Consider the following 26,601-nt stretch of genomic DNA (forward strand, 5'->3'; position numbering starts at 1 on the left):
CGACCGCCAGGGTCGGCGCGGTCTCCGACACGCGCACCGGCGAGCGGCTCAGCGCGCTGTCCACCGTCCCGGCGGTGAGCGCGAGCGCCAGCGCCGCGTCGGCGGCCCAGGACCACCCGCTCCGCCGCAGCGGCGGAGCGGCTGTGATGCGCAGTGCGGTGAGCCCGGCGGACCAGCGGCGGGCGAGATCGGTGAGGGGTTGAAGATCCACGGCCCGGAGTCTGGCAAAGCGGCCCGCCCCGCCGCATCCCTCCGCCCGACGAGGCGGCCTCCCACCCGCGGCCTCCTCCCTGAGGAGGAGGCCCGACAGCCTCCTCCGCACGGCGGACCCGGGGCGGCGGAGCCGGGTTCGTCACCTTGCCGGACGCGGGTGACCCGGCATCAGGCCTAGCTTTTTCGGCGAAGCTGACCCGTTGTGATCCCTGGAGGGACCCCGTGACCGAGTTCGTCATCGAGCTCCGAGCCGTACGCAAGGAGTACGACTCCGGCCAAGCCGCCTTGGCCGGCCTCGATCTGGAGGTGGCCGCGGGCGAATCGCTCGCCGTCCTCGGCCGCTCCGGCAGCGGCAAGTCGACGCTGCTCAACCTGATCGCGGGGCTCGACCGGCCCAGCGAGGGCACGGTGACCGTCGCCGGGCTGCGCCTGGACGGGCTCAGCGAGGCCGCGCTGGCCCGCCACCGCCGTGAGCGGATCGGCATGGTCTTCCAGTTCTTCCACCTGCTCGACGACCTCACCGTGACCGACAACGTGCTGCTGCCCGCCCAGCTGGCGGGCCTGCCGAGGGCCCTGGCCCGGCGCCGGGCCGCCGAATCGCTGGAGCGGCTGGGCATCGCCCGACACTCGTCGGCCTTCCCCGGACGGCTCTCCGGCGGGGAGCGGCAGCGGGTGGCCGTCGCCAGGGCGCTGATGAACCGTCCGGCGCTGCTGCTCGCGGACGAGCCGACCGGAGCACTGGACAGCGCCTCCGCGGCGGACGTCCGGGATCTGCTGGTCGGCCTGCACCGGGACGGCCAGACCATCGTGCTGGTCACCCATGACGTGGCGCTGGCCCGGGAGTGCGCCACGCGGACCATCGAGCTGGTCGACGGCCGGATCGCCCGGGACGTCCGGGCGTCGGCGTCGGCGGAGGCGCTGCGATGAGCGAGCGGAGCGAGCTCGTCATCGAGAGGTACGCGTCAAGCGAAGCGACCGCCGAGCGAAGCGAGGTGGGCGCATGAGCGCGCTGGGCAAGGTGGTCCGGGCCGGGGTCGGCCGTCGCCGGGTGCAGACCCTGGCGGTCCTGCTGACCGTGCTGACGGCCGTGACCGCCTCGGTGCTGGCGGCGGGACTGCTGATCGCCTCCCGGGCGCCTTTCGACACCGCGTTCGCGGCGCGGCGCGGGGCGCACCTGACGGCCGAGTACGACCCGGCGCGCAGCACCGAGGCACAGGTGGCGGCGACCGCGCGGGCCGCCGGGGTGACGGCCTCGGCCGGGCCGTACCCGGTGTTGTCGGTGAGCCCGCGCATCGGGGCGAACACCTCCGGGATGCCGGTGGGCCGGGAGATGGAGTCACTGCGGATCGTCGGCCGGGCCGAACCCGGAGGAGCGGTGGACGCCCTGCGGCTGGCCTCCGGCCGGTGGGCGAACGGCCCCGGCGAGGTGGTGCTGGAGGCCCGCAACGCGCCGCTGGACGTCGGCGACCGGCTGGCCTTCCCCGACCTGCCGGGAGGCCCGAGCCTGACCGTGGTCGGCCTGGCGGAGTCGATGACCGCCAGCGCCGACGCCTGGGTGCCGCCGGCGACCCTTGCCCGGCTCGCCCCGTCGGGCGCCCGGCCCGGGTACCAGATGCTCTACCGCTTCCACGAGGCCGCGACGGACGCGCAGATCGGCGCGGACCGGGCGGTGCTGGCCGCGGCCGTCCCGCCCGGCGCGATCACCTCCGCCGGCTCCTACCTGACGGTCGAGCGGGCCGCCGAGAAGTCCTCCGCCACCTTCGTGCCGTTCGTGGTCGCCTTCGGGGCGCTGGGGTTGGTGATGTCGGTCCTGGTCATCGCCGTTGTGGTGGGCGGCTCCGTGAGCGCGGCCACCCGGCGCATCGGAATCCTGAAGTCGCTCGGCTTCACCCCGGAACAGGTGGTCCGGGCCTACCTGGGGCAGGCGCTGATCCCCGCCTCGCTCGGCGCGCCGGTCGGCGTGCTGCTGGCCAACCTGCTCGCCGTCCCCGTCATGGGCGAGGCCGCGAACGCGTACGGCACCGGGAGCCTGACCATCGCCCCGTGGGTCGATCTCGCCGTCGTCGCCGGCGCGTTGACCGCCGTCGCCGGGGCCGCCCTGGTGCCGGCGCTGCGCGGCGGACGGCTGCGCCCGGTGGAGGCGCTGACCACCGGGCGCACCCCGAGGGCCGGTCGAGGCCGGGCGGTGCGGGCACTGCTCGGCCGGCTCCCCTTGCCACGCCCGGTCAGCCTGGGGCTGGGCGGCCCGTTCGCCCGGCCCGGCCGCTCCGCGACGATGATCGCCGCGGTCCTGCTGGGCAGCGTCGGCGTCACCTTCGCGCTGGGGCTGACGCTGTCCTTGAACGGCATCCAGGACGGCATGAACCGCAAGTCGCCCGGCGCGGTGGTGGTGCAGGCCTTCGGGCCGCCGCCCGCGCCAGTACCGGGCGCCGCCGCCCCGCCCGTCCGGCAGGCCGACCCCGAGACGATCTCCGCCCTTGTCAGGGCCCAGCCTGGCACCCGGCGCTTCTTCCGCACCGGGCAGACGAAGGTCGCCGTGGCCGGCCTGGCCGGGCCGACCGAGGTGGTCGCCTACACCGGTGACTCCTCCTGGGGCCCGTACCAGATGGTCGCCGGCTCCTGGTTCGACGGCCCGGGCCAGGTTGTCGTCCCCGGCGGCTTCCTCACCGCGACCGGCACCCGCCTCGGCGACACCGTGACCCTCACCGCCAACGGCCACCAGGCCCGGGTCCGCATCGTCGGTGAGGCCTTCGCCACCCGCCAGGTCATCCTCACCGACGCCCGCTCCCTGGACGGGCTCGACGCCCGCGTCATCCCGGAGTCCGTCGAGTTCGACATCGACCTCGCACTCGGCACCGATCAGCAGTCCTACCTGGACGCGCTGACCCTGCGTCTGGCCCCCTACGGCATCAGCGCCCAGCCGAACCGCGGCGGCCTGAGCAGCATGGCCGCGTCGATGGACGCACTGGCCGCCACCCTCGCCCTGATGCTGGTCGCGGTGGCCGGGCTCGGGGTGCTCAACACGGTGCTCCTGGACATCCGGGAACGGATCCGTGACTTCGGCATCCACCGCGCCCTCGGGATGACGCCACGCCAGACCGTCACCATGATCCTCACCTCGGTCACGGGCATCGGTGCGGTGGCGGGCCTGGCGGGCATCCCCATCGGCATCGCGCTGCACGGCTATGTGGTGCCGCAGATGGGCCGCGCCGCCGGGACGACGATCCCCACCGCAGATCTGGCGGTCTACCACGGATGGGTCCTGGCGCCGCTGCTGCTCGCTGGTCTGCTGATGGCGGTGGGCGGCGCGTTGCTCCCGGCGGGCTGGGCGGCCCGGATGGGGACGGCGGTGGCGCTGCGGACGGAGTAGCGGCGGCCGGCGCTGACACCCGTACGAACGTCCGGTGTCGGCGTCGGCCACCGTGGCTGGTCAGAGGTTCTTCTCCAGTGCCGTCAGGTAGTTGCGCATGAAGTGGTCGCGCACGCCCTCACCGGTGGGCTCGAAGGCGGCGGAGGTCAGGCCCTTGGCGCGGTTGGCGACGCCCGCCAGGAGGCCGCTGGCGCCCTCGTGGACCGTACCGGCGGAGTCGATGAAGCGCAGGGCGTCGACGTGGGTGAAGGTCGGCTCGGGCGGGAGCTGCGGGACGATGTCGTTGTGGTTGACGAAGCGGTAACTGCGGCCCTTGAGCGCCTTGTTGTAGGCGGCGGTGAGCAGGTGGTCGCAGGTGCGGGGCTGGCCGAAGGTGCACACGCCGTCGGCGGTGAGTCGCGGATCCTCCAGGGTGAGGCGGGCGGCGGCGAGCATCGCCAGGGCGCCGCCGAGGCTGTGGCCGGTGAGCCAGGCGGTCTGGCCGTTGGTGCGCAGTTCGGTGAGGGCCTTGCGGACGTCCGGGTAGATTGATTCGAGGGCCTCGGCGAAGCCGAAGTGGACGTAGCCGGTTCCGGCGGGCCCGGGCCAGGGCGGGGTGGTGGACCGGCAGCCCGTCGTCGGGGTGGCGGCGCGCCGGAGTCACGCGAACAGCGCCGCGAACACCTGTATGTGTACAGGTCATCTGATTGCTTCATGGGATTTGTGGTCGCCGACACCGGTGTCCCCGGCTTCCGGGACCGGGCACCGCCCCAGGAGGCCCCGCACGGTGCTTGGGAGGGAACGAGTTCGTTTACTAACATTGGTAGGAGGCCTGGAGCACAGGAACCCCCCCCGGAAGGTGCGCAGCCATGTCCGCTGAAAACGGCCCTGCGCGCGCAGCGACGGCGGCCGCCCCGCTCCGGCGGCGCGGCGAGGTGCTGGAGAGCGCCATCTACGAGGCTGCCCTCCAGCAGCTCACTACCGACGGCTACGCGCGACTCACCATGGAGGGCGTCGCCGCCGCCGCGCAGACCGGCAAGGCCGCGCTCTACCGCCGCTGGTCCTCCAAGGAGGAACTGGTCATGGACGCGCTGCGGGCCAGCCTGCCCCCGGCCGGCCCCGCTCCGGACACCGGCAGCCTGCGCGGGGACCTCCTGGAGGTGGTGACCGGGCTGCGCACCGCGATGTTCAGCGAGCTGGGCGCAGCCGTCCGGGCGATCATGAGCGAGCTCGACCACCAGCGCGCGCACGCCTTCCTCGAGCTTGTGCTGGAGCGGGTGGTCGGGCCCACCACCGCGCTGATCGCCGAGGTGCTCGACCGGGGCACCGCCCGGGGCGAGGTCCGCCCGGGGGCGGTCACCCCGCTGGTCACCGACGTGGTCCCGGCGCTGATGCTGTACCGGATCAAGATGTGCGGGGGAGACAGCGTGAACCTCGACCCGGCGGCGATCGTGGACGAGGTGCTGCTGCCGATCGTCCGCCCGTAAGGCGCTGTCACGCCCCGCTGTGGCGGAGCATCTCCTCGCGCTCGACCACCTTGACCCGCTCCCGGCCCTCGGCCTCGCCGAGCGCGCGCTCGTGGGCGTCGAGCAGCTGCCAGCCCTCCCAGATGGTGTAGCGGACGCCCCGCCCGCGCAGGTGCTCCTCGACCGCCGCCGGGTCCGGCTCGACCGCGCCGGGCAGCTCGCCGGCGGCGTGGTCCGCCAGCAGGCAGGCCACGGTCTCGTTGGCGTCGCCCTTGGTGTGGCCGATCAGGCCGACCGGGCCGCGCTTGATCCAACCGGTGACGTAGGTGGCGGTGTGGTGCGAGCCGTCGCCCTCCAGGACGCGTCCGGCCTCGTGCGGGACGGTGCCGGTGACCGGGTCGAAGGGCAGCTTGGGCAGCTCGTCCGAGTAGTAGCCGACGGCCCGGTAGACGGACTGGACGTCCCAGTCGGTGAAGCGGCCGGTGCCGCGGACGTTGCCGGTGCCGTCCAGCTCGGTGCGCTCGGTGCGCAGGCCGGCCACCCGGCCGTCCGCGCCCAGCACCTCCACCGGGGACTCGAAGAAGTGCAGGTAGACCCGGTGCGGGCGGTCGCCGACGTCGCGGATCGCCCAGTTCTCCAGCGTCGAGGCGACCAGGTCGACGTGCTTGACCGCGCGGCGCTCGGCGATCGAGCCGTCGTCGTACTCGATGTCCTCGGGGGCGACGATCACCTCGATGGTGGGGGAGTGGTCCAGCTCGCGCAGCTCCATCGGGCTGAACTTGGCCTGCGCCGGGCCCCGGCGGCCGAACACGTGGACCTCGACGGCCCGGTTGCGCTTCAGGCCCTCGTGGACGTTCGGCGGGATCTCGGTGGGCAGCAGCTCGTCGGCGGTCTTGGCGAGGATCCGGGCGACGTCCAGGGCGACGTTGCCGACGCCGAGGACGGCGACCTTCTCGGCCTCCAGCGGCCAGCTGCGGGGTACGTCCGGATGGCCGTCGTACCAGGAGACGAAGTCCGCCGCGCCGTACGAGCCGTCCAGGTCGATGCCGGGGATGCCGAGCGCCCGGTCGGCCGTCGCGCCGGTGGCGAAGACCACGGCGTCGTAGTAGCGGTGCAGGTCGTCCAGGGCGAGGTCGGACGGGTAGTCCACGTTGCCGAACAGCCGGACCTGGGGCTTGTCGAGCACCTGGTGCAGGGCGGTGACGATGCCCTTGATGCGGGGGTGGTCGGGGGCGACCCCGTAGCGGATCAGGCCGAACGGGGCGGGCATCCGCTCGAACAGGTCGATCGAGACGCCCGGCGTCTGGGCGGCGTCGGACTTCAGCAGGGCGTCCGCGGCGTAGATGCCGGCGGGGCCGGCTCCGACGATCGCGACTCTGATCGGGCGGGTCATGCGGGCGGTTCCTCCGGTCGGGCGCAGCGGGAGGCCAATGGTCTGGACCCTTGCAGCCAACCCGCTGGTCGCGCGGGGGTGTAGTCGGTGCTGCTCTATGACGTCATAGAGCAGACCTATGGCCGACCCGGGAACGATCCGGGTCGGCCAGTCGTCGTCAGCCGCTGTCGACGGGCGCCTGCGGCGGGATGGCCGGGGCCGTCTGCCCGCGCCGGGGCCTTCTCGTTCGGATGATCCGTTGGCGATGGTCCGGAGGGTCAAAGGGGCGAGCGCCAAGCATGAGAACTTCGACAGCGGAACGAACACGGGAAAGAAGGTCGGCCTCGGCGAGGTCTGGACGGATGAACGAGGCCGGCTGCTGATCCTCGGGGGCAACGGTGGCCTCCACCCCGCTGGGTGGCGGCCGCCGGGCTCGAGTGGGGCTCAGTGGCCGCGGGGCGGCTCCGGCCGTGCCGGTGGCTCGCGCACCCACGCACCGAGCACCTGTCGCTCGTGATCCGACAACACCGGCTCGCCGGCTTCGGCCCAGGACCTCCCATGCGTTGAATGACGACGGATCAAGGACTCAGGGCACTGGATCCAGTTCACCAACCCCCTGGAGCGGATCAACCGCGAGATCAAGTGTCGCACTGACCCCGGTGAGCACGCTCGTGACGAACTACCGCCCACCGCATGACCGTTGGCGCACGACAACTACACCACTTCTCGGGACGCGGCCCCGGCCGGGGCCTGCGACGGGGCGTCGGCGCCCTCGGCGATGCGTGCCGTGGAGGCCTCGAAGTAGCGCAGCAGCTCCACCGGGAACGGCAGTACCAGCGTCGAGTTCTTCTCGGCGGCCACCTCGACCACGGTCTGCAGCATGCGCAGCTGCATCGCCGCCGGGGTGTCGGCCATCATCCCGGCCGCCTCGGCGAGCTTGGCGGCCGCCTGGAACTCGCCGTCGGCGGTGATGATCCGGGCGCGGCGCTCACGGTCGGCCTCGGCCTGACGGGCCATCGAGCGCTTCATCGAGTCGGGCAGGCTGACGTCCTTGATCTCCACCCGGTCGATGTGCACGCCCCAACCCGCCGCCGGGCTCTCCAGCATGACCTCCAGGCCCTGGTGCAGGTGCTCCCGGCCGGACAACAGGTCGTCCAGCTCGCTCTTGCCGATGACCGAGCGCAGCGAGGTCTGGGCGACCTGCAGCATGGCGAAGTTGTAGTTCTGCACGTCCACGGTGGCCTTGATCGGCTCGACCACGCGGAAGTACAGCACCGCGTCGACACTCACCGAGACGTTGTCCTTGGTGATGCCCTCCTGGGCGGGCACCGGCATGGTGACGACCTGGACGTTCACCTTGCGCATCCGGTCGAGCAGCGGCACCAGCAGGGTCAGGCCCGGCTGGCGGGCCGACCCGCGCACCCGGCCCAGCCGGAAGACCACGCCGCGCTCGTACTGCTGCACCACCCGCACGCCGGTCATCAGCCAGAGCAGGACGACCACGACGACGATCACGAGTACTGCCACGCCTGTTCTACCTTCTCCCCGTCGCGGCGCGGCCGGGCCGGGTCCGGAGTGGCCCTGTCGCCGCGGCGCGTCGCGCGCAGCACAGTATGCGCCCGCCCGGCCCGCGCGGTAAGGCGTGTGAAGGGGGATCTTGACGCATCGTTGACGGCGGCCGGTTCGCACCGGCGGTCCGGCGCGGTGCCCGGTACCGTCTGCAGGTGACCACGATGGCCAACTCCCAGTCCCGAGAATCCGCTTCGGCCCGTCCGCCGCTGATGACCAGGGCCCTGCTGGTGCGCTTCGTCTCCCTGCTCGGCGGATCGATCGGCTTCAACCTACTGCTGTCCACCGTCCCGCTGTACGCCCAGGAATCCGGCGGCGGCGAGCACGCGGCGGGCCTGGCCACCGGCGCGCTGATGCTCGCCACCGTGGTGGGCGAGTTCCTCACCCCCACGCTGACCGCCCGCTACGGCTACCGCCCGGTGCTGGCCGCCGGGTTGGGGATGCTGGGTGCGCCCGCGCTGGTGCTCGCCCTGACCGGGAGCATGGCGGCGGTGGTCGCGGTCTGCCTGCTGCGCGGCCTCGGCTTCGCGATCACCCTGGTCGCGGGCGGAGCGCTGACCGCCTCGCTGATCCCCGCCGAGCGGCGTGGCGAGGGCCTCGCACTGGTCGGCCTGGTCTCCGGCGTGCCCGCCGTGCTCGGACTGCCGCTCGGCGTCTGGCTGGCCCAACACATCGGCTACGGCTGGGTGTTCGTGATCGGCGCGGCGGGCCCGCTGGTCGCGGTCGCGTCCGTCCCCGCCCTGCCCGAGCGCGACCGTACGGGCGGAGCGACCGTCGGCATCCGGCAGGGGCTGCGCTCCGGCGGACTGCTGCGCCCGGCCGTGGTGTTCGCCTCGACGGCGCTGGGGGCCGGGATCATCGTGACCTTCCTGCCGCTGGCCGTGCCGTCCGCGGGCGCCGTCGCGGTGGCGCTGTTCGTCCAGCCGGGCGCCGCCACATTGGGCCGCTGGCTGGCCGGGCGGTACGGGGACCGGCGCGGCGCGGCCCGGCTGGTGCTGCCCGCGCTGCTGGCCTCTGCGGGCGGGGTGCTGCTGCTGGCCTGGACGGGCAGTGCGGTGGCCGTGGTGGCAGGGGCCGCGGTGTTCGGCCTCGGCTTCGGCGTCGCGCAGAACGCCACGCTGGCGCTGATGTACGAGCGGGTGCCGGCGGCCGGGTTCGGGACCGTCACCGCGCTGTGGAACGTCGCCTACGACGGGGCGATGGGCGTCGGCGCGTCGGCCTTCGGGGCGGTCGCGGGAGGGACGGGGTACCGGTGGGCGTTCGCGCTCACGGCGGGGGTGATGCTGGGGGCGCTGGCTCCGGCGCTGTCGGACCGCCGCTGGGACCGGGAGCGCGCCGTCGCGGTGGAGTGACGGCGCGCCCGCACGGCTGTCAGGCGATGGCGGTGCCTCAGTCGCGGAAGACGTCCGCGTGCTCCGCGACGAACTCGGCGAAGGAGCGCGGCCGGCGGCCGGTCAGCTTCTCCACGTCCGAGCTGACCGCCGAGGCCTGCCCGGCCGCGTACAGCCCGTACAGCTCGACCATGCCCTCGGCCCGCCACGCCGGCCAGCCCGCGCCGAGCATCCCGGCCAGCGCCTGCTCCGGCGCGAGCGCGGTGTACGACACCGGGCGGCCCGCGACGGCGGTCAGCTGCTCGGCCAGTTCCCCATGGGTGAGCCCGGCCGGGCCGGTCAGGGTGTAGACCGCGCCCTCGTGCCCGTCGGTGGCCAGTACCTCGACGGCGGCCGCCGCGACGTCCCGGGCGTCCACGTACGACACCGCGGCCTCGCCGCCCGGCACGGCCAGGGTGCCGGCCTTGACCGACTCGGCCATCCCGAGGAAGTTCTGGTAGAAGCCGTTCGGCCCGAGCACCGTCCACGGCAGGCCGGAGGCCTTCAGGTGGTCCAGGCCCGCGACGTGCGCGCCGACGAAGCGCACGCCCTCCGGCCGGTACTCGACGCCGGCCGCGGCGTGCAGCACGATCCGCGGGCAGCGGCCCGTACGGACGGCGGCGTCGATCACGTTCCGTTCGTGGGCGGCCATCTCCGGGTGCACCGCCACCAGCAGGTAGACGGTGTCGGCCCCGGCGAGGGCCGCGTCCAGCGAGTCCGGGTCGGTGAAGTCGGCGGCCACCCGCTCGACCGCCTCGTCCCACTCGGCCGGGCCCTCCGACCCGGCGCGCACCAGCGCTCGAACCGCCTGGCCACGCTCACGCAGCCCCACGACCACCTTGGAGCCGACCGTACCGGTGGCGCCCGTCACGACGATCACGGATGTTTCTCCTTGTTTCCCCGTCGTTCCCCGTTTGCGACGCGAACCTGATTCCACGTCAGGTGGATGATCGCAGCCGGGCGGTGGAGGATCAAGGCCGGGTTCCCGGTGGAGGCTTGGCGGATGCTCCGACGCGCACGGGTGCCGCACGCGACCGGGCTGCCGGTGAGGGCCCGCGCCGGACGGCAAGTCCTGTACCGGCACAGTGCGTTGGGCGACCAGCCGGTGGCGGGGGCCGGAGCGGGGTGACGGCCGTCGCTGGGGGATACTCCTCGGATGGACGGATCAAGGACCACCTGGATCAACACCACCCACGACTGGGCCGCCGCCGTGGACGCGGAGCACCTCGCCGGCATCCGCCGCGACGCCGGGGGCTTCGCGCCGGGCGGGGTGGAGCACCTCGTGCTGGAGGTGCTCGCGTACGCGGCCGACGAGGCGGCCGGCCGGGGCGCGGGGCGATGCGTCGTCACCCTGCACGCCGACGGCTCGGTCTCCGTGCGGGACGACGGGCGGGGTACCGACACCCGGGTCGACGAGCGCGGAGAGGTGGTCAAGAAGCCGGTCATGGCGACCAAGGACCTGCGCTTCTTCGACTCCCCGGAGAACTCGCCGGAGGGCTCGCCGGAGGACTCCACGGAGAACTCCTCGGAGGCCTCCCCCGCGGCGGAGCGGCTCCCGGACGGGCGGCCGCGCCGGGGCATGTCCGTCGTCGCGGCGCTCAGCACCCGGCTGCTCCACACCAACCGCCGCCGCAACGGCGCCTGGACCCAGCGCTACGAGCACGGCATCCCGGTGACCGGCCTCGACCCGATCGAGCCCGACGGCACCACCGGCACCTGTGTGACCTTCCTGCCGGACGCCTCGTTGGTCCCACAGAGCCCGGTGGACGCGCACCGGCTGGTCCGGTGGGCGGCGCACTGGCCCGCCCTGGACGTCCGGGTCGAGGACCGGCGGGACGACGGCTGGCAGGAGCGGGCGGGCGTGAGTGTGGCTGACTCCTCTGAGCCCATCTTGTAGCGGACACTAGGCGGCGCTACGCTCGCCGCTATGAAGCAGCTGAACGTCCGCCTGGACGACGCCCTGCACGAGGCCCTGGAGCAGCGCGCCGAGGCGGCCGGGATGAGCCTGCCGGACTACGCGCGCAAGGTGCTGGCGGAGGAGGCGGACGAGCGGCGTGAGCGGTTCCTGACCGCGGCCGCGCACTTCGCGCAGGCCTGGGGGCCCACGTTCGAGGCGGAGTTCGGGCCGTACCCGCGGAGCACCCGCGAGGCCACGGCGGACGCGGCGTGATCCTGCGGATCGACCGGGTCTGGCTGCTGGACATCGCCCACCAGTTCCTGCCGGGCGACCCGGACATCACCGACTACGGCACCCTGGCCGCCGCGGTGGCCAGGCACGCCGACGCCGTCATGGACGTGCCCGTGTACGAGGCCGTCCATCAGCGCGCCGCCGCGCTGATGCACCAGCTGATCCGCGTCCCGGCGCTGGAGTCCGGCAACGAGCACTTCGCCGCCGTGGTCGCCGCCTCCTACCTCAGCGCCTCCGGCGTCATCGTCACCGCCGAACCCAAGCAGGCCGTCGACCTCGCCGCCCGCATCCGCGCCGGCAACGCCGACGTACGGGAGACCGCGGACGCGATCCGCTCCTGGTACCGCTGAGCCTCATCGCCCCTGGTACGCCCGCACCGTCCGCCGTGCCAGGGCGAGCGAGCGTTCCTCGCCCGTGCGGTCCACGCCGATCAGCCGGTTGTGGTGCATGCGCAGCAGCGCCCCGAGCGCCGTGTCGGGGCCGCTCCACTCCTCGTCCAGCCGTGCGCGGTAGGCGGCCAGGGCGGCGGCCCGCTCGTCCCAGGAAGCGAGCAGCTCACTGCCGCCCGGCAGCCGGCCGAGTTCGGTCCAGTGGCCGCCGGGGTCGATCAGCGTTTTGGCCTGTTCCCGTACGGATGACGGCAGTTCGTGCCGTTCGGCAGCGCGGTAGAGCCGGGCGAGCAGGCCGAGGTCGCCGAAGTGGTGGGCCAGGTCGACGTAGTTGGCGGCGGCGAGGGTCAACGGGTGGACGTCCAGGCGGTGTTCGTGCAGCAGCCGTACCTGTTCCAGGCAGGAGCGACTGTCCGCCGCGAACACCCGCTCGGCCGCCGCCATCGCCGCCGGGCCGCCGTAGCGCTCCAACTCCGGTTCGTAGCCGTCCAGGACCAGCCGGTCGGCGAGTCCGGCGGTGGCCAGGCGGTCGGCCCAGGCGCCGAGGGTGGGCAGCAGGTCGGCGCAGAGCGCGGCCGGGTCGCCGTGGAAGCGCAGCCGCAGGTGCGGATCCGGGTCGAGGTAGCGGATGAAGAACCAGCGGTCGACCGCGGCGGGGAGGTGTTCCAGCAGCGCGGGCAGCTCCTGGCTGAGCAGGTCGTCCTGGCGGGCCGTGGAGCAGTAGAGCTTGGCGTACAGCCAGGTCGAGCCGGGGCCGTGCACGGTCCGCCGTCGGGGCGGTGCCACGGCCGGGGTGCGGGCCGTGCCGGGGGAGCGACGGATGAGGGCGAAGGCCAGCTCGTTGGTGTGGCCGCCCTCGCCCAGCCAGCCGGCCGGCCGCTCGGGTGCCTCCTGGAGGAATCCGTCGGCGCTGCCGGTCCACGCGTGGCGCAGCAGCTCCCGGTGGCGCTCGTCCGCCAGGTCGAGGGTGAGGCGCTGGTCGCGGCTCACGCTCTGCACCACGCGCGGCACCCGCCAACGGCGCCGCCACTGCTCCAGCTGCGCCGACCACCGCTCGTACGGCAGGTCGCCGTCGCGCAGTCCCGGCTCCTCGGGGCGCCAGCGGGCCGGGCTGAGCACCGTGCGCCCGTAGCGCACCCGGGGCAGGAAGGGCAGCGACTCGGCGGCGCCCCAGCGCCAGCGCGGCCGGGCGGCGGAGCTGCCGCGCGAGAGCTCGTCCAGCAGCCGGGCCGCGTTGGGCGCGTGCACATCGGTGGCGAGCATGTGCGGCACGGTCGGCACCACCTCGCGGCCGAGCCGGCGGGAGACCACCGCGAGCCGGTCATGGTCGGCGACCACCGCGAGGTCGGTCAGGCCGAGGGTGCCCGGGTCCGCGCGGTCGGCGAACCGGGCGAGCGGGACGATGTACGGCAGCACCCGCGGCACCCGGGCCGCGTTGCCGGTGTGCGCGCGGGGCGTGCGGAAGGCGAGCTGGGCGCGGACGGCCTCCGGGTTGTCGGTGGGCAGGGCGCGCACCGCCTCGGTCAGCGGCCGGCCGGCGTCGCCGAGTAGGTGCGCGAAGCGGCCCGCCATCGCCCCGGCGGTGGCGCCGATCCCGTTCACCACCAGGGTGAAGTCGCCATCCGCGAGCGCCTCGGGTGAGTCGGCCCGCAGCTCGGCGAGCAGGTCCAGCGAGGGCGGAGGGGTGGTGCCGGTGCCGCTGAGCCGGGCCAGCAGCCCGTCGTCGAGCAGCAGCTCGCGCTCACCGCTCGCGGCGGCGCGCTGGGCGAGCGCGAGCAGTAGTTCGTCGCGCGGATCGGCGGGCTCGCCGGGCCGCAGCGGGCGGGTGCTGCGCGGCAGTTGGTAGCCCGCGGGCGCGCCGAGGCTGCGCTCGGGGTCGAGCAGTTCGAGCAGTGGCACGGCGCGGCCCAGCCCGTACCGCTCCATGAAGTCCTCGTGGTACTGCCGCAGGTGTGCCGGTCCCGGGCGGCCCGCCGAGACCGCCCACAGCACGTGCGCGGCGCGCTCGACCTCGGTGCGGACGTCCGGCGGCAGCCGCACGTCGACGTCGAGGCCGAGGTCCACCTGTACCAGTCGCTCGGCCGGGTGCAATCGGCGCATCCGCTCGGTCAGCGCCCGCCACCGGGGCAGGCCCTCGCCGGGCGCGGTGCGCTCGTACGATGCCAACTGGTCTTGTACGGCGCGTAGTTCGGTCGCGATCGGAAGGGTGGGCAGCCTGGCCAGCAGGTGCCCGATCGGGTCCGGCTGCTCCAGCGGTGGCAGCAGGTCGGTCAGCAGGACCTGGGTGCGCACCAGCTCGCCGAGCAGCCAGTCCACCGCCGCGCCGTCCACCTGGGGGTGCGCGATGGTGACGGCCCGGTGCAGCTCGGTCCACCGCAGCGGCTCGGCGGCGTGGTCCAGCACGGTGCGGATCGTCGCGGTGTGACGGATCGACTGCTCCCGCCCGGCCGTGCGCTGCTCGGTGCCGGGCGCCGGGAGGTGCGGGAGCACCAGCCGGTCGCCGCGCACCTGGCACAGGTCGTTGGCGGTCACCCGCAGCCCGCGTAGCACCGGCAGCTCGCGCTCCAGCGCGGCGACCAGCCCGGTCAGCCACTCCTGGTCGGGCCGGGCCGCCTTGCGCGGACGCCCGCCCCAGCGCACGGCGGGCCGGTCGGCGAAGCGGGCGGTGGCGACCCCGGCCATCAGGCCGAACGGGGTGGCCCGGTCGGACATCCGCAGCCGGTACCGGGTGACCGCGCGGGCCGCCTTGCGCATCTGCTTGGGCATCACCGGCAGACCGGCCTCGACCCGGTCGAGCACCCGGCTCAGCGAGGGGCTGGACACGGCGACGGCCTCGCGCAGCAGGGGGTCCGCGAGGGCCGCGTTCAGCTGGTCGAGGTCGGATCCGTGCGGGGCGGGGGCTTCGGGTAAGGCGCGGGCAGGCCGGACGGCGGCCCGTAGCAGGGCGACCTCGCCGCAGGCGAAGGTCGGCGTGTCCGACATGGCGGGGTCTCCTACCGAGGGGAGCGACGGGGGAAGCGAACGGGGAGGGACGATCGGAAACGGGGAGGGAGATCGGGAAGCGGGGGAAGGAGGGCCGAGAGAACCCGGTGCGGCGGCCGGGGGATGTGCCGCCGCACCGGGAGTCGGATAGGTCGGATCAGTCTCAGCAGCGCGAGTTGTGGGTCGAGCTGCAGGAGAAGGGCCGGGAACCGCCGGCGGCTGCGTGCCGGGCCTCGGTCCCCTCCTGGGCGGGGGCGCGGATCTCCAGGACGTCGGGCTCCAGGATGTCGTTCACGGCGAACCACCTTTCATGGAATCCAACGAGTTTTCGAGGGCAGGGCAGGCGTCCCGCCTGACCGACGTTCCGTAGGCTCCACGGTCCCTCTGACATCGGAAACATTAGGCGGGCGCGATCAACACTCGATCAACCGAAGGTCAACGCCGCCACGCCCCCGATCGACGCCCGATCAACGCACCCACGCCGGAAGGCGGCTGGTACTCGGCAGGGGGCCGCTCGTCTGCCTAGTCTGTGCGACACCAACGAAGATCGACGGCCGCGTGACCCGTGGCCGAGCTGTGGGGGCACAAGCGTGGGCGAGGGATGGGCGGAACTCAGGTTCTCGGTACTGGGACCGATGCGCGGCCGGCGCGACGGCACGGCGCTGCGGCTCGGCAGCCCGCAGCAGCAGGCGATGCTCGCCGTCCTGCTGCTGCGCCCGGGTGGAGCGGCTGGGGCCGCCGACCTGATCGAGGCGCTCTGGGGGGAGGAGCCGCCGCAGGCCGCGACCACCACGGTCCGCACGTACGCCTGGCGGCTGCGCAAACTGCTGGAACCCGGCCAGGGCACGCCCGCCGTCCTGGTCTCGCTCGGCGACGGCTACCGGCTGGTGCTGCCCCCGGATGCGGTGGACGCCCAGCAGGCGGAGCGGCTGGCCGCTCGCGCCGAGGCCGAGTCTGCCGCCGGGCGTCCCGGGCAGGCACGTGAACTGCTCAATGAGGCGCTGGAGTTGTGGCAGGGCGAACCGCTGGCCGGAATCCCCGGCCCGTACGCCCAGCGGCAGCGTGACCGGCTCGGGGAGTTGCGGCTCGCGCTGTTGGAGGAGCGGATAGCGCTCGACCTGGCGCTCGGCCGGGCCGCGCGCTGCGTACCCGAGCTGACCGCGCTGACCACCGAGCACCCGCTGCGCGAGCGGCCGCACGGCCTGCTGATGCGGGCGCTGAGCCGCAGCGGGCGGCAGGCGGACGCGTTGGCGGCGTTCCGCCGGGTGCGCGAGGTGCTGGTGGACCAGCTCGGCGTGGAACCGGGCCCCGAGCTGGCCGAGTTGCACCGGCGGATCCTGAACGGCGAGGAGTCCGCGGAGGAGGCCCAGCCGGTGGACGAGCCGCCCGCGACGGCCGAGTCCGCGGTGGTGGCCACGGCCCCCGCCGGTCTGCCCCGACCCGCCCAACTCCCGCCCGCCCCCGGTGACTTCATCGGCCGGTCGGCCCAGGTCGAGGCGATCCGGGCCGCCCTCACCGTGCCCACCCGGGACGCGCTGCCCGTGGTCTCCGTGGTGGGTATGGGCGGTGTCGGCAAGACGGTGCTGGCCGTGCACGCCGCCCACGGCACCCGCGCGGCCTTCCCCGACGGCGAGCTCTACGCCGACCTGCGCGGCGCCGACGCCCTCCCGGCCGGCCCCGCCGACGTGCTCGCCGGCTTCCTGACCGCGCTCGGCACCCGCCCCGAGGCCGTGCCGGACACCATCGCCGACCGCACCGCGTTGTTCCGGTCGCTGACCGACGGCCGACGCCTGCTGGTCGTCCTCGACAACGTCCGCGACACCGCGCAGATCCGCCCGTTGCTGCCCGGCTCGCCCGACTGCGCCGCACTGGTCACCAGCCGCGCCCGCCCGACCAGCCTGCCCACCGCCCTCCAGCTGGACCTGGACGTCTTCACCCCCGAGGAGGCCGTCGACCTGCTCGGGCGGGTGATCGGGCAACAGCGCCTGGCCGCCGAACCGCAAGCGGCGCTGGACCTGGTGGCGGCCTGCGGCTACCTGCCGCTCGCGGTCCGGATCACCGCCGCCCGGCTGGCCGCCCGCCCGCGCTGGACCATCGCCAGCCTCAGTGAACGGCTCGCCGACGAACAGCGCCGGATCGACGAGCTGCGGATGGGGGACCTGGCCGTCGACGCGGCCTTCGAACTCGGCTACCGCCAGCTCACCCCGGAACAGGCCCGCGCCTTCCGGCTGGCCGCCTGGGCCGAGGGCCCGGACGTCGGCCTGGACGCCGCCGCGGCGTTGCTGGACCTCGGGCCGGAGGAGGCCGAGGAGCTGCTGGAGTCCCTGGTGGACGCCGCCATGCTCGACTCGCTCACCGCCGGCCGCTACCGCTACCACGACCTGCTACGCGGCTTCGCCCGCCGCACCTCCCGGGCCCAGGGGGCCGAATCCGGGGCGGCGCGCGGCCGACTGCTGGGCCACTTGCTGGCCGGCGCCCGTACGGCGTTCCAGCTCGCGGTGCCGGGGGACCCGGTGGCCGGGGCGCTCGGTGGCGACTCGCCCGCACTCCCCGGGCCGGTGCTCGCCGATCTGCCCGCCGCGCGGGCCTGGGTCCGGGCGGAGAACCCCGGCGCCATCGCCCTGGCGGGCCGGCTGGCCACCGAAGCCGGCCCGGCCGACCAACTCCGTGCCGCGACCGACCTGTTGATCGCGCTCAGCCCCTTCGGCCCGGGCGAACTCGGCGGCCGGCTGGAGGCCGCGGCCCTCGCCCTGATCGGCGCCGCCACCACGGCCGGCGAGCGCTTCGCCGAAGGCCGGGCCCGGTTCCTGCTCTGCGGCCTCCGACTCGCCGCCACCCGGCTGGACGAGGCCCGCACCGAGGCCGAGCTCGCGGAGCGGGCCAGCCGGGCGGCCGGGGACACCGTCATCCTCCGTCAGGTGCTCAACAACCTCGGTCTGATCGCCCAGGCGCTGCGCCGCAATGAGGAGGCGATCCGCCGCTTCGAGGAGTCGGTCGAGCTGGCCCGCCAACTGGGCCACCGCTCCGGCGCGGTGGCCGGCACCGTCAACGCCGCGCTGGCCCGGGTGCGGCACGGTCAGGCGGCCGAGGCGGCCGAGACCTGCGGGCAGGTCCTCCCCGAGGTGCGCGCGCTCGGTGACACCGCCAACACCGCGTACACCCTCTACGTGCTGGGCCTCGCCCTGCACGGCCTGGGCCGCTATCAGGAGGCCGCCGACCGCTGCCGCGAGTGCCGGGCCCTCGCCGCCACCGCCGGCCGCCGCGATCGGGAGGCCCTGGCGGGCGTGCGCCTTGCGGAGGCCCTGCTGGCCCTCTCCCGGCCGGAACAGGCGGCGGCGGAGGCCGAGGCGGCCCTGGCGATCACCGTGGAGACCGGCGCCCAGCGCGACCAGGGGTACGCACTGGTCGTCCTCGGCCGCTCCCTCGCCGAACTCGGCCGCCCCGACGCCTCCCGGGCCCGGCTGCACGAGGCGCACGCCATCTTCGAACGCCTCGGCCTCCCGGACGCCGCCGACGTGGCCACCCTCCTCGGCGAGCTGGTCGCACTGCCGGCCGAGGCGTGAGTCGTGCCAGATCTGCCTGCCCATCGTGCGGGGCACGGACTAGGCGCCGGTGCCGTTCCACTCCTTGATGTCGCTGCCGCCGCCCGTCGCGGTGCCGCCACCGGTCGCCTGGCCGGCCTGCACCTGGGTGTGAGCCTGCGTCGCCGCCCGCGACTGGGCCTGCGCCGAGGCGCCGACCTGCGGCAGGACGGCCAGCCCGACGGCCACCGCCACCGAGGCGAGCCGGGCTGCGATACGGGTGCTGCTGCGGTGCTTGAACATCCGAATGTGCCTCTCTACCAAGCTTCCGACCGAGTTTTCGGCGGCACCCGTACGCTGTCACCCCCCGATCAACGCAGGATCAACGTCCGAGCACCGCCCCGCTCGACCCGTTCGTCCGCAGGTCAGTTCCGGCGCCCGGCGCAGGTCTTGGAGGCCGTTGCGCTCCGTGAGGCGCTTGCCGGCGCGATTGCGGTGGTCGATCTTGGCGGTGACGATGATGCGGTCGGCGCCGGGTTCGCGGTCGAGGATGTCGTAGAGCCCTTCGACGAGTGCCTGGTCGGCGAGGCCTTCGTCGGCGGAGAGGTGGCGGTTCCCGCGCATGGGAGCGCCCCGGGCCGCACAGGGCGGACCGAGGCGCTCGGGCGGAACCAGGCCAGGGCGATCAGCGGCGCCGGGTGGCCGGGGCCCCGGGGGCGGAGAGCGGGCTGCGGTGGCCGGGCTCCGACCGGGCGCTCGTGGTGAGCGTCGGCCCGGCGGACGCCGGTGGGAACTCCACGCAGGCGGTCTGCGGCTGGGTGGTGCTCTGGCCGAACCGGCAGGCGACGGCGGAGAGTTTGATGGTGATGAAGTCCGCGATCTGCGCGCCGAACCGGATCGGCGTGCCGTTGATGGTGATGTCCCCCACCGTGAAGCCCTTGTTCGCCGGTACCTGGTAGAGCGCCCGCACCGGGTGGGCGGCGTCGCCGCGTTGGTAGGTCCAGTAGCTCTTCGGGTCGGAGCCGTCCGGGGCGGCCCAGCCGTCCGTGGCCAGGTCGTCGAAGTAGAGCCCGACGGGGTTGGCCAGGGCGATGTCGGCCTTCTGCCGGGCGAGCGCGTTCACGGCCGCGCCGATGTGCGGGTCGCTGTTGCGCTCCGGCTCACCGTACTTGCTGCACTGGATGAGCTCCTGCTCGGTGGTCAGCTCGACACCGTTGACGACCCGCACGATGGTGGCCGCGGCGGCGAGCTCGATCTCGGCGCTGAGCGTGTTGGCCGCCTGGATCAGGTGCATCGCCCCGTGGGCGGTGGAGTCGTTCCAGCGGTTGCGGGGCCGGTAGCTGCCGTCGGGTCCGAACAGGTCGCTCTGCTGGACGTTCGGGCCGATGTGGGTGCGGTAGAGCTGGAGGACGGTGTCCGGGCTCGACCGTGCGAGCAGGTCCCAGTACTCGGGGCCCTCGCAGGTGAACATGACCTGGGTGATCTTCCCCGATGCAGGGTCGCGGGCGACGCTCCACTCGCAGTATTCGTCCTGGACGTCGCGGCTCGCGTCCGCGCGCTGCCAGCGCTGGGAGTCGCCGGTCGAGGTCACCTTGATCCGGCGTGGGAAGGCCGTCCAGGAGACGGTCGCCACGGTGGAGTCGGCGGCGGTGTCGGTGGTGGTGAGGTCGTAGTACTGGCTGCGCGGGCTGTCGTGGAGGGCCTGGCTGTCGTCGGGGCCCTTGACGGCCCGGTCGATGTTGCTGGTGACGAAGTCGTTCCAGGCCTTGCGTCCGGTGTCGTCCAGGTCGGTGAGGTTACCGGGCGGGTCGTAGGAGCTGATGGTGCTCACGACGGTCTCCTTCGGGTGACGGTGGCGTCCTCGGCCATCGCCAGTCGGGGGGCGGCGGCGGGGATGTTGGTGACGGGCAGGGTGAGTTCGAACTCGTCCAGTCGCATCGCCTTGAAATCGCGACGGCGGGACTCCGCCAGCCGTACGTAGTCCGCGAATCCGGCGTTCGTGCGGATGCGGTCGGCGACGCTCACCAGGTAGGCGTCGATGCGCCGGGCGAAGGCCGGACGCCACGCGTCGTCGGCCAGTGCCCAGGCGGCCGCGAACCGCCCCTCCGGGCTGTCGGCCGGCAGCTTCGCGGCGGCGGCGAGGATCGCCCGGACGACCTGCTCACCGAGCGCGGCGACGGCGGTCGGCGCGGTCGGGACGTAGGCCGCCAGCCGGGCGCGGTCCGGGCTGAACACCGGGTTGGTGAAGTCGACCATGAGGGCGCAGGCGGCGAGCTTCGCCGGGACGATCCCGCGTTGCACCAGCTGGCGCACCACGTCGTTGTCCTCGTAGGCGGCCTCGGGGACGACGAACGCGAAGAAGGTGTCGCCCGGCCGGGAGAAGCCGCTCGCCCGTTCCTCCAGCCGGAAGTCGAAGGTGGTGAGGCTCTCGACGTACCGGGCGGCGGGCGCCAGCGGCAGCGCGGCGGTGGAGGGCAGAGCGAGCGTGTCCATGTCCAGCAGGGCATCGCCGTTGAACCAGAATCCGGCGGGCAGCGGCAGGTTGGCGCTGGCCGGCGTGACGGTCGTGCTCTGGGTGGAGGTGCTGGCCAGGTTGACCGAGGTGGTGGTGAACAACTGGCGCAGCAGGTGGTCGGGGTGCTCGATGGTGCCGCTCGCGGTGACCGCGTCCAGCCGGGCCGCGGTCCAGCGGGTGACCAGCGAGCGGACGGTCAGCTCCAGCTTCTGGGCGTCCGTGACCTGTTGGTAGAGCGGGTCGGCGCGCAACGGGTCGTCGGGGGCGAGCTGGATGCCGGCCGCCTGGGTCTGCCAGTTGCTCCAGGGCTGTTTCAGCTCCTTCATCACGACACTGCCGTTGACATGGCTGTCGAAGCAGCCGTTGCCCCGGGAGCCGTCGGCGAGCGCGGACCACGAGTTCCCGGCCCAGACCCAGGCCGGTCTGATCCGCATGTAGTAGTTGAACACCTTCGCGGCCGGGTCCCAGGCGGCGACCTGGAGGAAGGTGGTGGCCGGGTCGGCGTTGGCGCCGGTGCTGATCAGCAGGTCGACGTCCCGGCCCTGGACGGAACGGGCGATCGCGAACCGGAGGTCGCGGTGCAGTCCGGGTGTGCTGGCGGGCGGGATCTGGCCGGCCTCGCCGATCAGGTACACCGCCTGTTGCGCGGCCGAGGTGAGCGGCGGCAGGCCGCCCAGCAGATCCTGGAGGGTCATCGGGAAGCCGCCCCGGCGGAAGAAGACCGCGGCCATCGGGTCGCCGAGTCCCGCGAGCTCCTGCGCGGTCATCGGACGGGCCGCGCCGTCCACGCCGAGCACCTGGCGGTACAGCCGGCCGGGCGCCAGCGCGTCGGCCCGCGAGACGTAGTCGCCGACCGGGGCCCGGGCGCCTTCCTCGCCGGTCTGCCGCACCTGGGCCGTCACCCGCCGCCGTTCGTGGAACTCGACCATCGCTCTCACATCCTTTTCCCGTGCCCCGGGTCCGGCGTCGGGCGGCCGTCACGGGCCGCCCGACGCATGTCAGTTGACGAGCACGTCCTGGGGCGGCCGAGCGAGGTGCCGTCGCGCAGCAGCACGTCGGTGACGGGCTTGGGCTCGTCGACCGGGGAGGGCGGCGGTGGGGTGGGCGTGGGCGTCGGGTGCGGCCGGCCGGTCGCGACGTTCGCCCCGTACGCCGGCATGGAGCGGAAGTAGTTGTCGGTGGTGTGGTTCTCCTGAACCATGATCACCACATGGTCCACCGACTGCGGCTTCTTCGTCTGTGTCATGACGCTTTCCTGCGAACTTCTCGAACCGCGAACAGAGATGCGTACGCGGACGATTCATTCACGCACGCGCGGCAGCGAAGTGCGCGCCGGACCGGAACTCCGGGAGGTCCCGTCGTCGGGACGGCGCAACCCGGGCGCTCCCGACTTGCCGTTGGACGGCAGATGGGCAGCACGGTGGTGAGCCGGGTCGATGAGTCTTCCCGGTCGCTGCGGCGGGCGTGCGGCGTGCATCTGTCACAGACTGGTGCCGTGCGGTAGCGCGCCCCGGACGGGCAGAGGCATCGCCTGACATCAGACCGCAAAGGGCGTTCGACATGGCAAAGTCCCACGAACCACGATCAGGGCACTCCAAGAAGCACGCTCCGGGGTTCTGGCCGCTCAGTACCAAGCTGGCGATGCTTTTCGCCCTCATCCTGTTCGTGCTGCTGCTGATCACCTGGGGTGCTGCCCGAAAGCAACTGCGTCTGGAGGAGGTGCCCACCGGCTGGGCGCTGCTGGGCATCGCCGTACTGAGCCTCGTCCCCGTGATCTTGGTGGTCCTGGACGGCTGGGCCTCCAGTGGCGGCTCGTTCGAGGTCGCCGGCGTCAAGATCGCGCTGAACGCGGCAACCGCCTCCCAGCGTCCGGTGGTGATTCCACGCAACATCACCGAGCAGCCGGGCCTGCCCGTGGTGGACAGCGGCGGTAGCCATATCCTCAGCACGCTGCGCAGATCCGCCGGCACTACCGTCGTCATCGTTGACCTTGAAGACGGTCATGCCTGGTGGGAGACCCGGCTGCTCGTCCTGTGCGCCGGAGCGCAGCGTCTCGGCAGACCGTCAGTGATCGTCTTCACGGCCGTTCAAGGCGGCAAGGCCGGGCACTATCTCGGCTGGGGCCGACCGAAAGAGCTACTCGAGGGCCTGTTGGCCTCTGACCAGCGTTACCGGGCGGCCTACTTGCAGATGAACAGCTTGGCGGCGGCGGCTCATCTCAACCGCGCTGGTGATCCGAATGCTCCGGCACCGGTGGCCCTCGTCATCCCGCAGAGCAAGAGCTGGATCATCAGCCGGCAAGTCGACGATCCCAGCCCGGTCCTCGAAGAGGAACTGCTGGCTGAAGCCCTCAGGCCGATGGAGACGCCGCCCCGCGAGATCGACGGCATGCGGCTGCAGTGCCTCTTTCGCGCCGTGCTCCACACGGCCTCGGTGGACCGGTCGGTCCCCGATGCGGAGTGGGTGCGCGCGGCCTTACTGAGCGATGACGACTACATCGCGCTGACCGAATCAGGCCGGTACGTCGGCATGATGTCGAGCTCGACGGTTGTCCGACACACCTTGCTGTCGCTCATCCAGTCATGACTCTTCGGGGCCTCGCAGAACTCTTGCAACTGTTCATGTGCGGGAGTGGCACACCGTCACGACCGTCGCGGTCGGCTCCCTATCGCTTCGCCGTGGCTTCGCGAGCGGACCGGCCCGCCGGATCATCGGATCACCGGGCCGCGAACGTTTCGGCCGAAGTGCTTGCGGGTCGACGGGCCTGCGAGGCCGCGTACTCCAGCGCGGCCCAATCCGGGTCGGAGGCGGGCACCTCGCACTCGACGGTGTTCAGGCAGCCCTTGCACCTGTCTTGATTCCGGGCGTGCGGAGGCGAAGACTGGCAGGTGGAGGCGGTGGCCTGCGAGGTCGCTATGCATGCGAAACGTTCTCGGACCAGGAGTTCGACGCTTCCGCTCCCACGGGTCGGACGGTGGCGCTTCGGTGTGATCGTGGTCCTTGTCCTCCTAATGGCGTTAGTCGCCTGGGCGGGGGCGAAACATCTGGGCCCGAGCGGGACCCGCCCGTTGCCGTGGTACCGAGGGTGGGTCACTGAGTTCTTCAACGGATTCGCGTGGGTGCTGAGCGTGGGCGGGCGTGGTGCTCCCCTCAGCTTCCAGCTGGCCTGCCTGGTGCTCGCGATCACCTTGGTGGTGCTGGGGCGCAGATACCTGCTCGTCCGTAACGCCTACCGGCCCGGGCCGGTCGACGTGAAGGACCTGGTTGCGGCCACTCCCGGAGACAGGGCCGCGCCGCCGCTCGGCGCCCTCACGGCGCTGTTCCGCCAACAGCTGTCGGAGACCCAGCTCTACCCGCCCTGCGTCCTGCCCGCCGAGGCACCCGCGGACAGCTTCCTGGATCTGCTCGGGGACGTCGACCTGGAGCCGAAGAAGCTCGGGACGAGCTTGCTGCGGCTGCTCAGCCGGCTGCGACCCAAGGTCGCCTACCTGGTCACCGGTGTACTGCGCTGCGGTGATCACGATCCGGCCTGCGGCGTGACGGTGACCGTCACCTCGTACGCCATTCGCGGCAGCCGCATGGAGACCGTCTGGGACCAGACCTGGGAGGGTGCCGTCAGGAGGGCCGGTTACTGGGTGGCGGCGGCTCTGCTTCCGGTGACACGCGCCGGCCGGCGGCCGCCGTGGCAGCAGTGGTACGGCCGCGATCTGCCCTACCAACTGTTCGCCCACTATCAGAGGGCGCGGGAGCTCGGGAACGAGCGCCGGTTCGATGAGGCTCTGGACCGCTACTACGCGGCACTCCACCGTGACCCGACGAACCTCTACCTGCGCTCCCAGATCGCCGCGACCCAGGAGAAACTGGGTCTGAGCCTCGCGGCGCTCGAGATGTACCGCTCGGTCTTCACCCTCGGAGGACAGAGCACGCAGGAGGGAAACCGTCGGCTGTGGTCCCGCCCGCTGTCCTGGGCACGCTGGAAGTCGGTCCATCACCGGCAGCGGTACGGCGTCGTGATGCAGGCCCGGCACCGCTATGCCGTGGTGCTCGGGATGTCGGAGCGGATGGCGGCCAGCTGGTCCAGAGCGGTCGACCGCTCCAATCCGTCGGACCGGGCCTTGGACGAGCTCCGGCAGTCGTTGCGGCCCGTGCTCGCGGACCGGTACTGGCAGACGGTCGCCCCTCCTTGTGGGGAAACCGATCCCGACCGGATGCGGGATCGCCTGAGGAGGATTCTCCGCGACCCGGGCCAACAGGAGCACCTGCGGGTGGTCTTCCAGCGCGCCTGTGCCCAGGAAATGTGCCGGCTGGCGGAGGACTGCCTGATCTCCCGTTTGGTGCCGCGCATGAGCTGGGAGGAGACGCTCAACCCGGCGGTGCTCCGGATCAATCGTGATGTCTGGGCGCCACTGAGACTGGCCTGGGCCTGGTACGAGTTCGCCGCAAACGGCACCCCTGACTGCCCCGACAGTTCCAAGCTGCCGCCGCCGACCTGCCTGCGCTGGCGCCGCGCGGTGTACTGGCGTGCCACCGAGATGCGCTGGCCCGCCAAGGCCCAAGACCTGGAGGAGCGGCTGCGCCACGCGCGCCGGAGCCGGTGTCCGGTACCGCAGCGGCGCCGCATCGAGTGGCAGGAGCACTACAACTCTGCGTGTGTGTATGCCGTCGCGATGCACGGGTACACGGAGTTGGAGCCGGAGCGGCAAACGCTCGCGGACCGGGCCACCCTGGAACTGGAGAAGGCCGTGCGCTGCGCCGAGAGCGGATTCGTGGAGCTCAAACGGTCCTGGCTGCTGACCGAGGACCCTGACCTGTCCGAGTTGCGCCGGGAGGCCTGCTTCCGCCGCTTCGAGCGGGAGACCTACCCGCACCCGTTCGCAGATCGCTACCGGCCTGAATCCGGGAGCGCGCTGGACGCCGAGGTGGCCGATTACGACCGGCAGTTGCTGGACGGCGTCGCTCACGTGATGGAGCGGACCTGGCACGAGCGCGCGGACCGCCGGCCGGTACCCGACATCCACACCGTGGCCGACTGGTTCGAACGGGAGGAGTCGCTGTGGAAGTGCCTGCTCTGTGTCGTCGCCGGGGGCGGCGAGCACTGGCCGGACCGGATGAAGCTGCTGAGGACCCTCAAGCGAAGCACCCCCGAGCTGGCGGAAGAACTTTGCGCCCGGGTACCCGAGCTCGACGAGCTTCTGGAGCGCGATCTCGGTTCTCCCGGCCCCGCGCGCCCGCACGACATCGTCAACGCCACTGACAGGATCAGGGCGAGCGTTGCTCTGCTGCGTGAACAGGCCGACCCGGCAAGGCGCCCGTGCAGGGCACCGAGGGCACCGGGTACCGTCAGTCACCAGTGGCTCGTCTGGGCCCGACAGGCCGACGCCGTCGACACCCGGCCCCTGCGGCGCGTGGATCTCCACCGGCTCTGCACGCGCAACGCGGCCGTGTGGCAGGCTGTTCGCACCCTGCTCGACCCGGCCGACCCGGACGGCCGAGATGCCTTCAATGAGGCCCTTGAGCGCCTGAAGCCACCGCCCGGCACCCGTCCGACCGTCAGGCTGCGCCGCCAGGTGCACTGACCGGAAAACCAGGGGGTTGGCCGGGCAGCACGAGGTAGCCCGTCGGCGGTCGGTGTCGGCGGGCTGTGGCCGGGTCGGTCAGATGGTCGCG

21 protein-coding genes and 2 pseudogenes are annotated in these 26,601 nt (G+C 73.1%); 11 read left to right on the forward strand and 12 right to left on the reverse strand.

Going from position 1 to position 26,601, the window contains the following annotated elements; translation table 11 throughout:
• Positions 1-211 (reverse strand): annotated as a pseudogene (locus tag ACFVWU_RS36320) (hypothetical protein); the annotation flags it as partial.
• 224 nt (positions 212-435) lie between these two features.
• Here ACFVWU_RS36320 and ACFVWU_RS36325 point away from each other — a divergent pair.
• Entirely contained in the window at positions 436-1,140 is a 705-nt protein-coding gene (locus ACFVWU_RS36325; RefSeq protein WP_387628895.1) for an ABC transporter ATP-binding protein, read from the forward strand.
• A gap of 73 nt (positions 1,141-1,213) precedes the next feature.
• Positions 1,214-3,583: an ABC transporter permease gene (locus tag ACFVWU_RS36330; protein ID WP_387628898.1), complete on the forward strand. Its 2,370-nt coding sequence runs from the start codon at positions 1,214-1,216 to the stop codon at positions 3,581-3,583.
• 60 nt (positions 3,584-3,643) lie between these two features.
• Here the strand turns inward: ACFVWU_RS36330 and ACFVWU_RS36335 are convergent.
• Positions 3,644-4,186 (reverse strand): annotated as a pseudogene (locus ACFVWU_RS36335) (lipase family protein); the annotation flags it as partial.
• A 245-nt stretch (positions 4,187-4,431) separates the two neighbouring features.
• On the opposite strand from ACFVWU_RS36335, the gene ACFVWU_RS36340 reads away from it, so the two are divergent.
• Complete coding sequence (locus tag ACFVWU_RS36340; RefSeq protein ID WP_387628900.1) at positions 4,432-5,049, forward strand: TetR/AcrR family transcriptional regulator C-terminal ligand-binding domain-containing protein; 618 nt, start codon at positions 4,432-4,434, stop codon at positions 5,047-5,049.
• 7 nt (positions 5,050-5,056) lie between these two features.
• Here ACFVWU_RS36340 and ACFVWU_RS36345 read toward each other — a convergent pair whose 3' ends face one another.
• Positions 5,057-6,421 carry an FAD-dependent oxidoreductase gene (locus tag ACFVWU_RS36345; RefSeq protein WP_387628902.1) on the reverse strand — a complete coding sequence of 455 codons (1,365 nt, stop codon included), beginning with the start codon at positions 6,419-6,421 and terminating at the stop codon, positions 5,057-5,059.
• Between the two features lie 244 nt (positions 6,422-6,665).
• On the opposite strand from ACFVWU_RS36345, the gene ACFVWU_RS36350 reads away from it, so the two are divergent.
• Positions 6,666-6,917 carry a LodA/GoxA family CTQ-dependent oxidase gene (locus ACFVWU_RS36350; protein WP_387628935.1) on the forward strand — a complete coding sequence of 84 codons (252 nt, stop codon included), beginning with the start codon at positions 6,666-6,668 and terminating at the stop codon, positions 6,915-6,917.
• A 197-nt stretch (positions 6,918-7,114) separates the two neighbouring features.
• On the opposite strand, the gene ACFVWU_RS36355 is transcribed toward ACFVWU_RS36350, so the two are convergent.
• Positions 7,115-7,882, reverse strand: coding sequence for a slipin family protein (locus tag ACFVWU_RS36355; protein ID WP_387628937.1), 768 nt, complete (start codon positions 7,880-7,882; stop codon positions 7,115-7,117).
• A 251-nt stretch (positions 7,883-8,133) separates the two neighbouring features.
• On the opposite strand from ACFVWU_RS36355, the gene ACFVWU_RS36360 reads away from it, so the two are divergent.
• A complete protein-coding gene (locus ACFVWU_RS36360) occupies positions 8,134-9,321 on the forward strand; it encodes an MFS transporter (protein WP_387628939.1) in 1,188 nt (395 codons plus the stop codon).
• A gap of 37 nt (positions 9,322-9,358) precedes the next feature.
• Here ACFVWU_RS36360 and ACFVWU_RS36365 read toward each other — a convergent pair whose 3' ends face one another.
• Positions 9,359-10,219, reverse strand: coding sequence for an NAD(P)H-binding protein (locus ACFVWU_RS36365; RefSeq protein ID WP_387628904.1), 861 nt, complete (start codon positions 10,217-10,219; stop codon positions 9,359-9,361).
• A gap of 276 nt (positions 10,220-10,495) precedes the next feature.
• On the opposite strand from ACFVWU_RS36365, the gene ACFVWU_RS36370 reads away from it, so the two are divergent.
• From ACFVWU_RS36370 to ACFVWU_RS36380, 3 genes are read left to right on the forward strand one after another with little or no spacing between them, the layout of a single operon-like run.
• The gene (locus ACFVWU_RS36370; RefSeq protein ID WP_387628906.1) at positions 10,496-11,236 is read left to right on the forward strand and encodes an ATP-binding protein; all 741 of its coding nucleotides are present in this window, start codon (positions 10,496-10,498) and stop codon (positions 11,234-11,236) included.
• A gap of 30 nt (positions 11,237-11,266) precedes the next feature.
• The gene (locus ACFVWU_RS36375; RefSeq protein WP_387628907.1) at positions 11,267-11,509 is read left to right on the forward strand and encodes a plasmid mobilization protein; all 243 of its coding nucleotides are present in this window, start codon (positions 11,267-11,269) and stop codon (positions 11,507-11,509) included.
• Positions 11,506-11,877 carry a fic family toxin-antitoxin system, toxin component gene (locus tag ACFVWU_RS36380; RefSeq protein WP_387628910.1) on the forward strand — a complete coding sequence of 124 codons (372 nt, stop codon included), beginning with the start codon at positions 11,506-11,508 and terminating at the stop codon, positions 11,875-11,877. The genes ACFVWU_RS36375 and ACFVWU_RS36380 overlap by 4 nt, the downstream gene beginning before the upstream one ends.
• Positions 11,878-11,880: 3 nt before the next feature.
• Here ACFVWU_RS36380 and ACFVWU_RS36385 read toward each other — a convergent pair whose 3' ends face one another.
• A complete protein-coding gene (locus ACFVWU_RS36385; RefSeq protein ID WP_387628912.1) occupies positions 11,881-14,898 on the reverse strand; it encodes a lantibiotic dehydratase in 3,018 nt (1,005 codons plus the stop codon).
• Between the two features lie 163 nt (positions 14,899-15,061).
• Positions 15,062-15,193 (reverse strand): hypothetical protein, encoded by a 132-nt coding sequence (locus ACFVWU_RS36390; protein WP_387628915.1) that lies wholly within the window; start codon positions 15,191-15,193, stop codon positions 15,062-15,064.
• Between the two features lie 340 nt (positions 15,194-15,533).
• Here ACFVWU_RS36390 and ACFVWU_RS36395 point away from each other — a divergent pair, with 340 nt between their 5' ends.
• Positions 15,534-18,461, forward strand: coding sequence for a BTAD domain-containing putative transcriptional regulator (locus tag ACFVWU_RS36395; protein ID WP_387628918.1), 2,928 nt, complete (start codon positions 15,534-15,536; stop codon positions 18,459-18,461).
• Between the two features lie 39 nt (positions 18,462-18,500).
• Here ACFVWU_RS36395 and ACFVWU_RS36400 read toward each other — a convergent pair whose 3' ends face one another.
• From ACFVWU_RS36400 to ACFVWU_RS36420, 5 genes are all read right to left on the reverse strand, one after another.
• Positions 18,501-18,722: a hypothetical protein gene (locus tag ACFVWU_RS36400; protein WP_387628919.1), complete on the reverse strand. Its 222-nt coding sequence runs from the start codon at positions 18,720-18,722 to the stop codon at positions 18,501-18,503.
• 57 nt (positions 18,723-18,779) lie between these two features.
• On the reverse strand, positions 18,780-19,043 hold the full coding sequence (locus tag ACFVWU_RS36405; protein WP_387628922.1) for a hypothetical protein: 264 nt from the start codon (positions 19,041-19,043) through the stop codon (positions 18,780-18,782).
• Positions 19,044-19,104: 61 nt separating this feature from the next.
• Positions 19,105-20,250 carry a hypothetical protein gene (locus ACFVWU_RS36410; protein WP_387628925.1) on the reverse strand — a complete coding sequence of 382 codons (1,146 nt, stop codon included), beginning with the start codon at positions 20,248-20,250 and terminating at the stop codon, positions 19,105-19,107.
• A complete protein-coding gene (locus ACFVWU_RS36415; protein WP_387628927.1) occupies positions 20,247-21,863 on the reverse strand; it encodes a hypothetical protein in 1,617 nt (538 codons plus the stop codon). The genes ACFVWU_RS36410 and ACFVWU_RS36415 overlap by 4 nt, the downstream gene beginning before the upstream one ends.
• Before the next feature lie 5 nt (positions 21,864-21,868).
• On the reverse strand, positions 21,869-22,180 hold the full coding sequence (locus tag ACFVWU_RS36420; RefSeq protein WP_387628929.1) for a hypothetical protein: 312 nt from the start codon (positions 22,178-22,180) through the stop codon (positions 21,869-21,871).
• A gap of 395 nt (positions 22,181-22,575) precedes the next feature.
• Here ACFVWU_RS36420 and ACFVWU_RS36425 point away from each other — a divergent pair, with 395 nt between their 5' ends.
• Positions 22,576-23,520 (forward strand): hypothetical protein, encoded by a 945-nt coding sequence (locus ACFVWU_RS36425; RefSeq protein WP_387628931.1) that lies wholly within the window; start codon positions 22,576-22,578, stop codon positions 23,518-23,520.
• Between the two features lie 533 nt (positions 23,521-24,053).
• Positions 24,054-26,510 (forward strand): hypothetical protein, encoded by a 2,457-nt coding sequence (locus tag ACFVWU_RS36430; RefSeq protein ID WP_387628933.1) that lies wholly within the window; start codon positions 24,054-24,056, stop codon positions 26,508-26,510.
• Positions 26,511-26,601 lie beyond the last annotated feature (91 nt).

Source organism: Kitasatospora sp. NPDC058190, from assembly GCF_042883685.1.
Classification (GTDB): Bacteria; Actinomycetota; Actinomycetes; order Streptomycetales; family Streptomycetaceae; genus Kitasatospora.

Bases quoted from the DNA above. Each gene is read 5' to 3' on its own strand.
- ACFVWU_RS36370 (WP_387628906.1), top strand. From the start codon at position 10,496: ATGGACGGATCAAGGACCACCTGGATCAACACCACCCACGACTGGGCC.
- ACFVWU_RS36400 (WP_387628919.1), bottom strand. From the start codon at position 18,722: ATGTTCAAGCACCGCAGCAGCACCCGTATCGCAGCCCGGCTCGCCTCG.
- ACFVWU_RS36340 (WP_387628900.1), top strand. From the start codon at position 4,432: ATGTCCGCTGAAAACGGCCCTGCGCGCGCAGCGACGGCGGCCGCCCCG.
- ACFVWU_RS36405 (WP_387628922.1), bottom strand. From the start codon at position 19,043: ATGCGCGGGAACCGCCACCTCTCCGCCGACGAAGGCCTCGCCGACCAG.
- ACFVWU_RS36375 (WP_387628907.1), top strand. From the start codon at position 11,267: ATGAAGCAGCTGAACGTCCGCCTGGACGACGCCCTGCACGAGGCCCTG.
- ACFVWU_RS36385 (WP_387628912.1), bottom strand. From the start codon at position 14,898: ATGTCGGACACGCCGACCTTCGCCTGCGGCGAGGTCGCCCTGCTACGG.
- ACFVWU_RS36360 (WP_387628939.1), top strand. From the start codon at position 8,134: ATGGCCAACTCCCAGTCCCGAGAATCCGCTTCGGCCCGTCCGCCGCTG.
- ACFVWU_RS36350 (WP_387628935.1), top strand. From the start codon at position 6,666: ATGGTCCGGAGGGTCAAAGGGGCGAGCGCCAAGCATGAGAACTTCGAC.
- ACFVWU_RS36345 (WP_387628902.1), bottom strand. From the start codon at position 6,421: ATGACCCGCCCGATCAGAGTCGCGATCGTCGGAGCCGGCCCCGCCGGC.
- ACFVWU_RS36330 (WP_387628898.1), top strand. From the start codon at position 1,214: ATGAGCGCGCTGGGCAAGGTGGTCCGGGCCGGGGTCGGCCGTCGCCGG.
- ACFVWU_RS36415 (WP_387628927.1), bottom strand. From the start codon at position 21,863: ATGGTCGAGTTCCACGAACGGCGGCGGGTGACGGCCCAGGTGCGGCAG.
- ACFVWU_RS36395 (WP_387628918.1), top strand. From the start codon at position 15,534: ATGCGCGGCCGGCGCGACGGCACGGCGCTGCGGCTCGGCAGCCCGCAG.
- ACFVWU_RS36355 (WP_387628937.1), bottom strand. From the start codon at position 7,882: ATGACCGGCGTGCGGGTGGTGCAGCAGTACGAGCGCGGCGTGGTCTTC.
- ACFVWU_RS36420 (WP_387628929.1), bottom strand. From the start codon at position 22,180: ATGACACAGACGAAGAAGCCGCAGTCGGTGGACCATGTGGTGATCATG.
- ACFVWU_RS36425 (WP_387628931.1), top strand. From the start codon at position 22,576: ATGCTTTTCGCCCTCATCCTGTTCGTGCTGCTGCTGATCACCTGGGGT.